The sequence below is a fragment of the Enterobacter sp. SGAir0187 genome, from assembly GCF_002952735.2.
Taxonomy (GTDB): domain Bacteria; phylum Pseudomonadota; class Gammaproteobacteria; order Enterobacterales; family Enterobacteriaceae; genus Enterobacter; species Enterobacter quasiroggenkampii.
Window position 1 is genome coordinate 385167 of record NZ_CP025034.2, and the last position, 12530, is coordinate 397696.

Annotated in this window: 12 protein-coding genes; 1 reads left to right on the forward strand and 11 read right to left on the reverse strand. The window is 62.0% G+C overall.

Going from position 1 to position 12530, the window contains the following annotated elements:
- Positions 1-101: 101 nt before the first annotated feature.
- From paaK to paaA, 11 genes are read right to left on the reverse strand one after another with little or no spacing between them, the layout of a single operon-like run.
- Positions 102-1418, reverse strand: coding sequence for a phenylacetate--CoA ligase PaaK (gene paaK / locus CWR52_RS01810; RefSeq protein ID WP_063621537.1), 1317 nt, complete (start codon positions 1416-1418; stop codon positions 102-104).
- Positions 1419-1445: 27 nt separating this feature from the next.
- Positions 1446-2651 (reverse strand): 3-oxoadipyl-CoA thiolase, encoded by a 1206-nt coding sequence (gene pcaF / locus CWR52_RS01815; protein WP_104948658.1) that lies wholly within the window; start codon positions 2649-2651, stop codon positions 1446-1448.
- The gene (gene paaI / locus CWR52_RS01820; RefSeq protein WP_104948659.1) at positions 2651-3073 is read right to left on the reverse strand and encodes a hydroxyphenylacetyl-CoA thioesterase PaaI; all 423 of its coding nucleotides are present in this window, start codon (positions 3071-3073) and stop codon (positions 2651-2653) included. Before paaI ends, pcaF begins: the two co-directional genes overlap by 1 nt.
- Complete coding sequence (gene paaH / locus CWR52_RS01825; RefSeq protein WP_104948660.1) at positions 3063-4487, reverse strand: 3-hydroxyacyl-CoA dehydrogenase PaaH; 1425 nt, start codon at positions 4485-4487, stop codon at positions 3063-3065. Before paaH ends, paaI begins: the two co-directional genes overlap by 11 nt.
- 1 nt (position 4488) lies before the next feature.
- Positions 4489-5277 (reverse strand): 2-(1,2-epoxy-1,2-dihydrophenyl)acetyl-CoA isomerase PaaG, encoded by a 789-nt coding sequence (paaG, locus tag CWR52_RS01830; protein ID WP_104948661.1) that lies wholly within the window; start codon positions 5275-5277, stop codon positions 4489-4491.
- Positions 5277-6044 (reverse strand): 2,3-dehydroadipyl-CoA hydratase PaaF, encoded by a 768-nt coding sequence (gene paaF, locus CWR52_RS01835; RefSeq protein ID WP_104948662.1) that lies wholly within the window; start codon positions 6042-6044, stop codon positions 5277-5279. The genes paaG and paaF overlap by 1 nt, the downstream gene beginning before the upstream one ends.
- A complete protein-coding gene (gene paaE / locus CWR52_RS01840) occupies positions 6041-7111 on the reverse strand; it encodes a 1,2-phenylacetyl-CoA epoxidase subunit PaaE (RefSeq protein WP_104948663.1) in 1071 nt (356 codons plus the stop codon). The genes paaF and paaE overlap by 4 nt, the downstream gene beginning before the upstream one ends.
- Positions 7112-7118: 7 nt before the next feature.
- Complete coding sequence (gene paaD / locus CWR52_RS01845) at positions 7119-7616, reverse strand: 1,2-phenylacetyl-CoA epoxidase subunit PaaD (protein ID WP_025911360.1); 498 nt, start codon at positions 7614-7616, stop codon at positions 7119-7121.
- 11 nt (positions 7617-7627) lie between these two features.
- Positions 7628-8374: a 1,2-phenylacetyl-CoA epoxidase subunit PaaC gene (paaC, locus tag CWR52_RS01850; protein ID WP_104948664.1), complete on the reverse strand. Its 747-nt coding sequence runs from the start codon at positions 8372-8374 to the stop codon at positions 7628-7630.
- Positions 8375-8382: 8 nt separating this feature from the next.
- On the reverse strand, positions 8383-8670 hold the full coding sequence (paaB, locus tag CWR52_RS01855) for a 1,2-phenylacetyl-CoA epoxidase subunit PaaB (protein WP_104948665.1): 288 nt from the start codon (positions 8668-8670) through the stop codon (positions 8383-8385).
- An 11-nt stretch (positions 8671-8681) separates the two neighbouring features.
- A complete protein-coding gene (gene paaA / locus CWR52_RS01860; protein WP_048222992.1) occupies positions 8682-9611 on the reverse strand; it encodes a 1,2-phenylacetyl-CoA epoxidase subunit PaaA in 930 nt (309 codons plus the stop codon).
- A 284-nt stretch (positions 9612-9895) separates the two neighbouring features.
- Here paaA and paaZ point away from each other — a divergent pair, with 284 nt between their 5' ends.
- Positions 9896-11938: a phenylacetic acid degradation bifunctional protein PaaZ gene (gene paaZ / locus CWR52_RS01865; protein ID WP_104948666.1), complete on the forward strand. Its 2043-nt coding sequence runs from the start codon at positions 9896-9898 to the stop codon at positions 11936-11938.
- Positions 11939-12530: the final 592 nt, after the last annotated feature.

Here is a 12530-nt window from a genome sequence, read left to right on the forward strand (position 1 = left end):
CTGTTGTTATTTTTGTCCTGGATGAATCATAGCATAGGATTCTGGGATGGCCCCTCACCCTAACGCCCTCCCTTTAGAAGAGGGCCGGGGTGAGAGGAAACTTAGCCGTTGGCCGCAACTTTACGCAGGTCAAACACCCGGCAGGCTTTACCCTCCGAGCGCGGGATGCTGCCGCAGTTCACGATCGTCACGTCGGTGGAAATCCCCACCATCGACTTAATACGGTGGCGCAGCTGGTGGCACACCTGGCAACGCTGCTCGTGCGTCAGCGTCAGGCTACTCTCTTTCAGCTCCACCTTCACGGAAAGTGAATCAAGATGTCCGCGACGGTTCACCTCAAGCTGGTAGTGCGGAGAAAGGTGTTCGAACTTCACAATCTCCTCTTCCAGCTGCGACGGGAAGACGTTGACGCCGCGAATGATCAGCATATCGTCGCTGCGGCCGCTGATGCGGTCCATACGGCGCATGCTGCGCGCGGTTGCCGGGAGCAGACGCGTCAGGTCGCGGGTGCGGTAGCGGATCACCGGCAGCGCCTCTTTGGTCAGCGTGGTGAACAGCAGTTCGCCCTGCTGACCGTCATCCAGCGGCGTACCGTCGTTCGGGTTGACGATCTCAGGGTAGAAGTGATCTTCCCAGATGGTCGGGCCGTCGACGGTTTCGATACACTCCATCGCCACGCCCGGCCCCATCACTTCGGAGAGGCCGTAGATATCCAGGGCGGTAATCCCTAAGCGTTTTTCAATTTCACGGCGCATGGCCTGCGTCCACGGCTCGGCCCCGAAGACGCCCACGCGCAGGGAACAGGTGCTGGCATCGCCGCCCATCTGACGTTCCAGCTCCTCAATCAGGTTGAGACAGTAGGATGGCGTCACCATGATCATGTCCGGCTGGAAGTCACGGATCAGCTGCGCCTGTTTCTCCGTCTGGCCGCCGGACATCGGGATCACCGTCGCGCCTAAACGCTCGGCCCCGTAGTGCGCCCCCAGCCCGCCGGTAAACAGGCCGTAGCCATACGCCACGTGAATTTTATCCTTCGCGCTGCCGCCCGCGGCGCGCAGGGAGCGCGCCACCAGGTTGGCCCAGTTGTCGATGTCGCCCTGGGTGTAGCCGACTACCGTCGGTTTGCCGGTGGTGCCGGATGACGCGTGAATGCGCACCACCTGCTCCATCGGCACGGCGAAGGTATCGAACGGATAGTTATCCCGCAGGTCCTGCTTGGTGGTGCACGGGAACTTACGGATATCCGCCAGCTCTTTGAAATCGTCAGGATGAACGCCCGCAGCATCAAACTTGCGTTTGTACATCGGCACGTTGTTATAGGCGTGATGCAGCGTCCATTTCAGACGCGCGGTCTGCAGCGCCTGTAACTCGTCAAGGGAGGCCGTTTCAATCGGATCAAGCTTTGTTGTATTTGTCATTGTAGGGTACTCACATTGTTTTTATGCTCAAACACGCTCAAGGATCATGGCAATGCCCTGACCCACACCGATGCACATCGTACACAGCGCGTAGCGCCCGCCGCGTCGGTGCAGTTCGTTACTCGCGGCCAGCGCCAGTCTGGCGCCGCTCATGCCCAGCGGGTGGCCCAGCGCAATCGCGCCACCGTTCGGGTTAACGTGCGCGGCATCATCCGGCAGGCCCAGCTGACGCAGCACGCCCAGCGCCTGCGCGGCGAAAGCTTCGTTAAGCTCGATCACGTCCATATCGTGAATGCCGAGCCCGGCGCGCTCCAGCACCCTGCGGGTGGCGGGTACCGGGCCAAGCCCCATCAGACGTGGCTCCACGCCTGCCGTCGCCATCGCCACGATCCGCGTGCGAGGAACTAACCCCTGCGCCAGCGCCATCTTCTCGCTGGCGACAATCAGCGCCGCCGCGCCGTCGTTAACCCCGGAGGCATTTCCGGCCGTGACCACCCCGTTCTTACGGAACGGCGTTTTCAGCCCGGCAAGCTGTTCGAGTGTGGTGTCCGCGCGCGGATGTTCATCCACGCTGAACTCAGTGATCGCCCCTTTTTTACCCGGCACCGGCACCGGGACAATCTCCTGCGCCAGAACGCCGTTTTGCTGCGCCTGCGCGGTACGCTGCTGGCTGCGCAGCGCGAAGGCGTCCTGATCGGCACGGCTGATATTTAACAATTCAGCTACATTCTCTGCCGTTTCCGGCATACTGTCAGTTCCGAATTGCTGATGCATGAGCGGATTCACAAATCGCCAGCCGATGGTGGTATCGAAGATCTCCACCTGTCGCTGAAACGCCGCGGTGGCTTTGCCCATCACAAACGGCGCGCGGGACATCGACTCCACGCCGCCCGCGATCAGCAGGTCGCCGTCGCCCGCCTTAATGGTGCGCGCGGCAAAACCAATCGCGTCCAGCCCGGAACCGCACAGGCGGTTGATCGTCGTGCCGGAGACCGTCTGCGGCACACCGGCCAGCAGCAACGACATGCGTGCCACGTTGCGGTTATCTTCCCCCGCCTGGTTGGCGCAGCCGAAAATTACGTCGTCAATCCGCTCCAGGTCGAGCTGCGGGTAGCGGGCCAGCAGCGCGCGCAGCGGCACGGCACCGAGATCGTCAGTTCGAACAGCGGAAAGCGCGCCGCCGTAACGGCCCACCGGGGTTCGCACGCCATCACAAATAAATGCGTCACGCATCAGGCCTCTCCTGTCACGCTGCCGCCGATGCGGTGAGATTTTCCGCGAAAAAGGGCGACGGTTTTCTGTTGTTGGTTATGGATTTCAATGTCATACACGCCGGTCAGCTTGCCCTGATACTTCACCCGCGCGGTGGCGGTGAGCGTGTCCCCGGCGAAGCCCGGACGCAAAAAGTCAATCGAGCAGCCGGAGGCTACCGCCGCCAGCCCCTGGCTGTTGCAGGCGTAGGCAAAGGCGGTGTCCGCCAGCGAAAACAGCTGGCCGCCGTGGCAGGTTTTGTGGCCGTTCAGCATCTGCGGAGTGATGGTCATGGTCACCACCGCGTAGCCCTCGTCCATCTCGACAATGTCCATCCCCATCGCCTGCGCACAGGCGTCCCGTTCGTACATGGTGCGGGCGTTATGCCAGGCGTTATGACTCATAGCTACTCTCCAGAAGCGCGCGCTGGCGCAGCAGTGAACAGGGGCGATAGCGCTCTTCACCGTAATGACGCTGCAGGTTCTCCAGCAGCGTCAGCAGGCGCTGCCAGCCCAGGCGCTCGCCCCAGGCGATCGGCCCGCTCGGGTAGTTCACGCCGAGGCGCATGGCCGTGTCGATGTCCTTCTCGCTGGCGACCCCTTTTTGCAGGGCATCCAGCGCCTCGTTGGCAATCATCGCCAGCGTCCGCCAGATCAGCAGGCCGGGATAATCGGCAATTTGCACCACCCGGTGTCCCTGCTGCTGCAGGTAGCGAATGGCTTTTTGCGTCGCGGTATGCGGGTTGCTGGCGGCGGCGGCAATGACCGCCACGTCACGCTCAATACGGTCCACCACCACCACCGAGCCGTTGAGCCGCAGCGCCAGCACCTGCGCGGTCTCGCCCTGCGTTTCAATCAGATAGACGTCATCTATTTCCGTGACAACGTCACGTATTTTTTCTACGCGCATCGGACTATAGCTGTCGTTCACCGGCTCAACCCACTGCACGTCAGGTTTGTCACCCTGCCAGTCGTACACGCCCTTCCCGCTCTTTTTGCCCAGCCTACCTGCCAGCACCAGCTCCTGCTGCACCAGCGAAGGCAGAAAACGACGCTCCTGCCAGAAGGCGTTAAATACTGAGCAGGTCACCGCAAAGTTGACGTCCTGACCAATCATGTCGGTCAGCTCCAGCGGCCCCATCGGGAAGCCGCCGCCTTCACGCAGGGCGGCGTCAATCACCTCCGGCGGAGCGACCTGTTCTTCCAGCGCGCGCCAGGCTTCGGAATAGAACGGACGCGCGACGCGGTTGACGATGAACCCCGGCGTTGACTGGCAGCGAACGGGCTGTTTGCCCCAGTTCAGCGCCAGCTCGCACAGCGCGTCGGCCACTTCCGGGGAGGTCGCCAGCCCGCTGACCACCTCCACCAGCTTCATGACCGGCGCCGGGTTAAAGAAATGCAGGCCGGCGACGCGTTCCGGGTGGTGGACGTCAGCCGCAATCGCCGTGACGGAGATGGAAGAGGTATTGCTGGTCAGCACCGTCTGCGGCGGGCAGATCTCAGCCAGCTGTGCAAACAGCGCCTTTTTCACTTCCAGACGCTCGGAGGCCGCTTCAATCACCAGATCGGCCGCGGAGAGCGCGTCGATATCGGTGACGGGAACCAGCCGGGCAAGGATTTGGCTGCCGGCATCGGCGGAGAGCTTTCCGCGCGTTACCCGGGAGGCCAGACGCTGGCGGATCCCGTCAATGGCGCGCGATATCGCATCGCTGGAAATGTCGTAAATCAGCACCTGATGACCGTGGCTGGCCGCCACTTCGGCAATGCCGGCGCCCATCGTGCCGCTGCCGATCACGGCGACAGTCCGTATATTCAGCATCTTATTTCCCCGTAAAGTTCGGCGTGCGCTTCGCCAGGAAGGCGCTGACGCCCTCGCGGTAGTCGTCGCTGCGCCCGGCCAGGCGCTGATAGTCGCGCTCCAGATCGAGCTGAGCGTCCAGAGTATTGGTTTCTGCAGCGTTGATCGCCTGCTTGATCAGCCCCAGCCCGAAGGTCGGCTGCGACGCAAAATGCAGGGCCATCTGCTGTGCCGTGGTGGAGAGCTGCTCGTCATCCACCACCTGCCAGATCATGCCCCACGCCTGCGCCTGTTCGGCGCTGAGTTTGTCCCCGAGCAGCGCCAGCCCCATGGCGCGGGCGCGTCCGGCCACGCGCGGCAGCAGCCAGGTGCCGCCGCAGTCTGGCACCAGACCGAGCTTGCTGAAGGCCATCACGAAGTTGGCCGAACGGGCGGCAATCACCATGTCGCACCCGAGCGCCAGCGTGGCGCCCGCGCCCGCCGCCACGCCGTTAACGGCACAGATGACCGGCTTTGGCAGCTTTGCCAGGCGGCGCACCAGCGGGTTGTAGAAGGTTTCAACGGACATGCCCAGATCCGGCGCCGGGCCGTTGGGGTCGACGTTGCGGTCATTCAGGTCCTGACCGGCACAGAAGCCGCGTCCTGCCCCGGTGAGCAGCAGACAGCGAACGGTGTCATCGCGCTCGGCCTGTTTCAGGCACTCGGCCAGCTGCTGGTGCATCACATCGTTAAAGCTGTTCAGACGATCCGGACGGTTCAGCGTAATGGTCATCACGCCCTGTTCTACATGACTGAGAATAAATTCCACAATTAGCGTCCTTTAAAGTCGGGGGTGCGTTTTTGTAAGAAGGCGTCGATGCCTTCCCGGCGGTCTTCGGTGGCGGAAAGCAGCGTAAACAGCTGGCGCTCCTGAGCCAGACCGGCCTGGAGCGGCACCTCCTGTGACTGGCGCAGCGCCTGCTTCGCCGCCTGCAGCGCCAGCGGCGAGTGGCGCGCCATCAGGGCCGCCTGCTTCAGGGCATACTCCAGCGTCAGCGCTGCCGGGAAAACATCGCTCACCAGCCCGGCGTTCAGCGCCTGCTGCGCAGTTATGCTCTCGCCCGTCAGCACCATTTTGCTGGCGAGCGATTTCCCGACGCAGCGGATGAGACGCTGGGTGCCGCCCGCGCCGGGCATGATGCCGAGCGTGATTTCCGGCAGGCCGAAACGGGCGTTGTCACCGGCAATCACCACATCGCACAGCAGCGCCAGCTCGCAACCCGCGCCCAGCGCGAAGCCGTTCACGGCGGCGATCAGCGGTTTAGGAAAAGCGTTGATACGCGCCCACAGCTGCGGTCGGATGTCGTTCAGGGTGGCAGGCAGGTCTTTCTCCGCCATCTCATTGAGATCGGCCCCGGCGGCAAAGCAGCGCTCGCTGCCGTAAATCACGCAGACGGAAATATCGCTGTCAGCAGCCGCGGCCTCCAGCTTTTCAGCAAGCTGCGTCAACAGCGCATTGTTGAGGGCGTTGCGCGCCGCCGGACGGTTCAGCGTCAGCTGCAGCACGCGGCCATGACGGGTAACAATCAGTTCGCTCATGCCATCCCCTTCGCGTCGAAGTCGACGATCACGTCGGCGGTTAACGGTAAAGACTGGCAGCTCAGCACATACCCGGCGGCCAGCTCGTCCGGCTCCAGGCTGTAGTTGGTCGCCATGTCCACCTTCCCGCGCAGCACTTTGCATTTACAGGTGGCGCAGACGCCGCCCTTGCAGGCATACGGCAGATCTGCCCCCTGACGCAGGGCAGCATCAAGAATGCTTTCGTCGTCCGCCGTGAGGGTAATTTCACGGTCGCGCCCGTCCTGGCGAACGGTCACTTTCTGTCCTTCTGCCTGCACGTGCGCCGTGCGCTTAACGGTGATTCCGGAGGTGTTAAAGCGCTCAAGGTGAATGGATTTGTCCGGCATCCCCAGCGCCTTCAGCGTGGCTTCGGCGTCGTCCATCATCGCCGACGGGCCGCAGATAAAGGCCTCGTCATACTGGCGGAAGTTGATTAGGGTTTTCGCCAGCGCCTGCAGTTTTTCCCCGTCGATGCGGCCATAGAGCAGATCGCTGTCCAGCCGCTCCTGGCTGAAGATGGAGACCAGCTGGAGCCGCTGCGGGTATTTGTCTTTCAGGTCCGCCAGCGCCTGGCGGAACATCATGCTCTGGCTGCTGCGGTTGCCGTAGATCAGGGTGAAATGGCTGTTCGGTTCGGTCGCCAGCGTCGCGGAGATAATCGCCAGCATCGGGGTGATCCCGGAGCCTGCCGCAATCGCCAGATAATGGCCTTCGCGGTCAGCTCTCGGCTGGTAGCCAAACTGCCCTTGAGGAACCATCACCTCCAGCGCCATGCCCGCTTTGATCTCATCCCGGGCATAGCGGGAGAAGCGCCCGCCCTCAATCGCTTTGACCGCCACGCTGATCTCACCCGGCGCGGTGCTGCGGCAGATGGAGTAGCAGCGGCGCAGCTCGTCTTCGCCCAGCGTCGTTTTCAGGGTCAGGTGCTGGCCGGGGCGGAAGCGGTAGGCCTCCTGCAGCGCCTGTGGCACCGCGAAGGTGATGGTTACTGCGTCGCGGGTTTCGGGTTCCACTTTTGCCACTGTTAATGAATGAAACGTTGTCATGGCAGCCTCAAATACATTTGAAATAGTCGAAGGGCTCACGGCAGGAATTGCAGCGGTAGAGCGCTTTGCAGGCCGTCGAGCCAAATTCACTGATAAGGGAGGTGTCGGTGCTGGCGCAGCGCGGACAGCTCACCTCCACCGGCGCGTGCGCGTGACAGCTATGCCCCACCGGCGGGCTGATGCCGTACGCCCGCAGGCGCTCACGCGCGTCGGGGGTCATCCAGTCGGTGGTCCAGGCGGGTTCAAGCTGGAGCACAATGTGCACCGGAGTAAAGCCGTGCGCGGTCATCGCCTCGCGGATCGCCCCCAGCAGATGTTCCGTCGCCGGACAGCCCGAGTAGGTCGGCGTAAAGCCAATGACCCAGCCTTCCCCCTGCGCCTTCACGCTGCGCACCATGCCTAAATCGGTGATGGTTAACACCGGAACTTCCGGGTCCGGGATCTGGCTGAGCAGCGCCCAGATCTGCGGGATTTGCGCGGGCGCGATGTCGACGAGGCGTTGCATAGCGTTCTCCTTTACCACTGCTGACCGGGATACGCGCGCTGGAGATACTGCATTTCCGCCAGCATCGGGCCCAGATGTTCGGTATGCAGCCCCTGCTTGCCCCCGGTGCGGTACGCCACCTCGGCGGGCACCTGCAGGCTGGCTTCATTCAGACCGGCATACACTTCGCTTTCCCACGGCTGACGCAGGAGGCGCGGGTCAACCGCCACGCCGGACTCAATCAGCTGCCGCTCGACGTCATCGGCTTCAAACAGCTCGGCCGTAAAACGCCACAGGCTGTCGATGGCCTGCTGCATTTTTTGCGCGGACGTTTCGGTCCCGTCGCCCAGACGCACCAGCCAGCCGCGGCTAAAGCGCAGGTGGTAGCGCGCCTCTTTAATCGCTTTGGCGGCAATGGCGGCAAGCTGGCCGTCGCGGCTTTGGGTCAGGCGTTCGTACAGCGCCACGTTCCAGGCATCCATCAGGTACTGGCGGGCAATCGTGTCGGCGAAGCTGCCGTTCGGCTGCTCCACCAGCAGCACATTGCGGAACTGGCGCTCGTCGCGGCCAAACGCCAGCGTGTCTTCATCGCCCTGGCCTTCCCGCTCCGCGGCATAGGTCAGGAAATTGCGCGCCTGTCCCAGCAGGTCGAGGCCGATATTGGCGAGCGCGAGGTCGATCTCCAGTTCCGGCGCGTGGCCGCACCAGGCGCCGAGACGCTGGGAGAGCACCAGACCGTTGTCGCCCAGACGCAGGGCATAGGCCGTCACTGTCTTCATTCTTTGCCTCACATATGCTCGATGCCGTCAGGGATGGTGTAGAACGTCGGGTGGCGGTAAACCTTGCTTTCCGCCGGGTCGAAGAACTCGCCGCGCTCTTCCGGCAGGGAGGCGACAATCTCGCTCGCCTTAACCACCCAGATAGAACAGCCTTCGCTGCGGCGGGTGTAGGCATCACGCGCATTTTCCAGCGCCATGCGATCGTCGGCGGCATGCAGACTGCCCACGTGACGGTGGGATAACCCTTGTTTGCTGCGTACGAACACTTCGTACAGCGGCCAGTAGACATTGCTCATCGTGATTCCTCTTAAGCCACTTTGCGGGCGTGTTGTTTTTCGGCGTGCGCCAGTGCGGCTTCCCGCACCCACGCCCCCTCTTCCCAGGCTTTACGTTTGGCGGCCAGGCGTTCGTGGTTGCAGATGCCGCGCCCGTTAATGACCTCGTCAAACTCCTGCCAGTCAATCTCGCCGAAGCGATAATGACCGCTCTCTTCATCAAAACGCAGGTCGGGATCGGGCACCGTCATGCCCAGCATCTCTACCTGCGGCACCGTGTTGTCGACAAAGCGCTGGCGCAGCTCGTCGTTGCCGAAGCGTTTGATTTTCCACGCCAGGCTGCGGGCACTGTTCGGCGAATTGTCGTCGTTCGGCCCGAACATCATCAGCGCCGGCCACCAGAAGCGGTTGATGGCATCCTGCAGCATCTGGCGCTGGGCCTCGCTCCCCTGTGCCAGCGCCATGCAGGCTTCAAAGCCCTGACGCTGGTGGAAGCTCTCTTCTTTACAGATTTTCACCATCGCGCGGGCATACGGACCGTAGGAGGTTCGGCACAGTGCCACCTGGTTGACGATGGCCGCGCCGTCCACCAGCCAGCCGATCACGCCGATATCGGCCCAGCTCAGGGTCGGATAGTTGAAGATGGAGGAGTATTTCATCTTGCCGTCGAGCATCTTCTGGTAGATGTCTTCCCGCGCGCAGCCCAGCGTTTCCGCCGCGCTGTAGAGGTAAAGCCCGTGTCCGGCTTCGTCCTGCACCTTCGCCAGCAGGATCGCCTTGCGGCGTAGCGTCGGGGCGCGGGTGATCCAGTTCCCTTCCGGCAGCATGCCGACAATTTCGGAGTGCGCATGCTGACCAATCTGGCGGATCAACGTCTTACGGTAGGCGTCAGGCATCCAGTCCTGAGGCTCAATCGCCGTCTCCTGCGCTATGCGCTGCTCAAACCGTTGTTCTTGCGTCACGTCATCACCTTTATGATTCGTTAGTTTGCAAATTAAAGCGTAATGTTGAATCACTTTGTTTTTTAAAAGTTACACAAAGGTTAAATATAACCCCAAGAATTGTTTCCTTGTTTTGTGATATCGCTCGCAAGGCTTTTACTGCAGGCGTACTGAAGAGCGTCCTCGCGCGCCGCGTTTCATCAGAGCGGATCACAATGTTAACAATTCATTAAAACTCAGCTTGATTTTTATGATTCATGATCAAACTATTAATGGGTAAATTACGTAACATTTGGAGATAAGCGATGCAGCAGTTAGCCAGCTTCTTATCCGGTACCTGGCAGTCTGGCCGGGGCCGCGAACGCACTATTCATCACGCCATCAGTGGCGAAGCGCTGTGGAGCGTGACCAGCGAAGGGCTGGACATGGCGGCCGCCCGTCGCTATGCGATTGAGCGCGGCGGCGAAGCGCTTCACGAGATGACCTTTATCGAACGCGCGGCCATGCTGAAGGCGGTGGCAAAGCACCTGCTTAGCGAGAAAGAGACGTTTTATGCCCTGTCCGCCCAGACCGGGGCGACAAAATCAGACAGCTGGGTCGATATCGAAGGCGGGATCGGCACCCTCTTCACTTATGCAAGCCTGGGCAGCCGCGAGCTGCCGGATGACACGCTGTGGCCGGAAGACGAGTTAATCTCGCTGTCGAAAGAAGGCGGCTTTGCAGCGCGCCACGTTCTCACCTCGAAGTCCGGCGTGGCGGTACATATCAACGCCTTTAACTTCCCCTGCTGGGGGATGCTGGAAAAGCTGGCGCCGACCTGGCTTGCCGGTATGCCCGCCATTATTAAACCCGCTACCGCGACCGCGCAGGTGACGCAGGCGATGGTAAAATCCATCGTGGACAGCGGGCTGGTGCCGGACGGCGCCATCAGCCTGATCTGCGGCGGCGCGGGGGATCTCCTCGACCAGCTCGACAGCCAGGACGTGGTGACCTTTACCGGCTCCGCCACTACCGGGCAAAGCCTGCGCGTGCACCCGAATATTGTGGCGAATGCCATTCCGTTCACGATGGAAGCCGACTCCCTGAACTGCTGCGTGCTGGGTGAAGACGTCACGCCGGAGCAGCCGGAATTTGCCCTGTTCATTCGGGAAGTGGTGCGCGAGATGACCGCCAAAGCCGGGCAGAAATGTACGGCCATTCGCCGCATTATCGTCCCGCAGAGCCAGATTGACGCCGTGAGCCAGGCGCTGGTTGCCCGGCTGGAAAAGGTGGTAGTGGGCGACCCGGCGCAGGAAGGGGTAAAGATGGGTGCACTGGTCAACGCCGAACAGCGTGCGGACGTGCAGGAGAAAGTGGAGCAACTGATCGCCGCAGGCTGCCAGGTCCGCCTGGGTGGCAAAGCGGATTTGCAGGCCGCGGGCGCGTTCTTCCCGCCGACCCTGCTGTTCTGCCCGCAGCCGGATGAAACCCCTGCTGTTCACTCTACCGAAGCCTTCGGCCCGGTTGCGACGCTAATGCCGTATCGCAATGCACGCCACGCGATGCAGCTTGCCCGCGCGGGCGGCGGCAGCCTGGCCGGCACGCTGGTTACCGCAGACCCGGACATTGCCCGCCAGTTTATTACCGGTGCGGCGCGCGCCCACGGGCGTATTCAGATCCTCAACGAGGAAGCCTCGAAAGAGTCCACCGGCCACGGCTCCCCGCTGCCGCAGCTGGTGCACGGCGGCCCGGGGCGCGCGGGCGGCGGCGAAGAGCTGGGCGGTCTGCGCGCGGTGAAGCACTACCTGCAGCGCACCGCCATTCAGGGTAGCCCGACGATGCTGGCGGCCATTGGCAAACAGTGGGTGCGGGGCGCAGCGGTGCAGGAAGATCGCGTGCATCCGTTCCGCAAATACTTTGAGGAGCTGCAGCCGGGCGACAGCCTGCTGACGCCGCGCCGCACCCTGACGGAAGCGGATATTGTGAACTTTGCCTGCCTGAGCGGCGACCACTTCTACGCCCATATGGACAAGATCGGCGCGGCAGAGTCGATCTTCGGCGAGCGCGTGGTGCACGGCTACTTCCTGATTTCTGCCGCAGCAGGGCTGTTTGTTGATGCGGGCGTCGGGCCGGTTATTGCCAACTACGGCATGGAAAACCTGCGCTTTATCGAGCCGGTTAAACCGGGCGATACCATTCAGGTGCGTCTGACCTGCAAGCGTAAAACGCTGAAGAAACAGCGTACCGCCGAGGAAAAACCGACGGGCGTGGTGGAGTGGGCGGTTGAGATCTTCAACCAGCACCAGCAGGCCGTGGCGCTCTACTCCATTCTGACGCTGGTGGCGCGCCAGCAGGGTGATTTCAGCTAAGTTCCCTGCTCCTCATCCTCTCCACAATGGCTGAGCGCTCTCAAGTAATGTGCAAGCAGAAGCAATAACGCTGCTTTTAGAATGGCTGAGGGCCTTTAGCGATGCCCTGGTCCGGCTGTAAATCGCTGAGGCGTTTGCCTTCCGGCCGGGGCGAGGCGCAGGGATGCGCCGAGAGGGCGGGCTTTACAGGGATGTTACCTCCGCCCGTACCCGATAAGCCGGAAGGAATAAGCCGAAGGTACCGCGCAGCGGCGATTTACCGCCGGGAGCCCGGGTCGCCAGGGTGGTGGCGACTGAGCCACCCTGGCACGTTCACAGGTCATGTCGTTACAGAGTAGCAAGGAACATAAAGTGAACGGAATGACCACCAGTGCCGTATGTTCCCCCTCACCCCAGCCCTCTCCCTCAAGGGAGAGGGAGCCGTCTGTGCTGACATCATTTGTGGGGTTCCCTCAGCCTCAATGGGAGGGGAAATGGCCCGGCATGTGATTTACCCCCGCTCTTTTTTTAACCTGGCAAGACTGGCAAATAATCTGGCAGATGCAGGCAAACGCTTTTCTCAGGCGCCTGTCAGGATAAGGCTGTCACAACA

Coding starts and splice junctions, on each gene's coding strand:
- paaF (WP_104948662.1), bottom strand. CDS start 6,044: ATGAGCGAACTGATTGTTACCCGTCATGGCCGCGTGCTGCAGCTGACG.
- paaI (WP_104948659.1), bottom strand. CDS start 3,073: ATGAGTCATAACGCCTGGCATAACGCCCGCACCATGTACGAACGGGAC.
- paaB (WP_104948665.1), bottom strand. CDS start 8,670: ATGAGCAATGTCTACTGGCCGCTGTACGAAGTGTTCGTACGCAGCAAA.
- paaC (WP_104948664.1), bottom strand. CDS start 8,374: ATGAAGACAGTGACGGCCTATGCCCTGCGTCTGGGCGACAACGGTCTG.
- paaE (WP_104948663.1), bottom strand. CDS start 7,111: ATGACAACGTTTCATTCATTAACAGTGGCAAAAGTGGAACCCGAAACC.
- paaH (WP_104948660.1), bottom strand. CDS start 4,487: ATGCTGAATATACGGACTGTCGCCGTGATCGGCAGCGGCACGATGGGC.
- paaK (WP_063621537.1), bottom strand. CDS start 1,418: ATGACAAATACAACAAAGCTTGATCCGATTGAAACGGCCTCCCTTGAC.
- pcaF (WP_104948658.1), bottom strand. CDS start 2,651: ATGCGTGACGCATTTATTTGTGATGGCGTGCGAACCCCGGTGGGCCGT.
- paaZ (WP_104948666.1), top strand. CDS start 9,896: ATGCAGCAGTTAGCCAGCTTCTTATCCGGTACCTGGCAGTCTGGCCGG.
- paaD (WP_025911360.1), bottom strand. CDS start 7,616: ATGCAACGCCTCGTCGACATCGCGCCCGCGCAAATCCCGCAGATCTGG.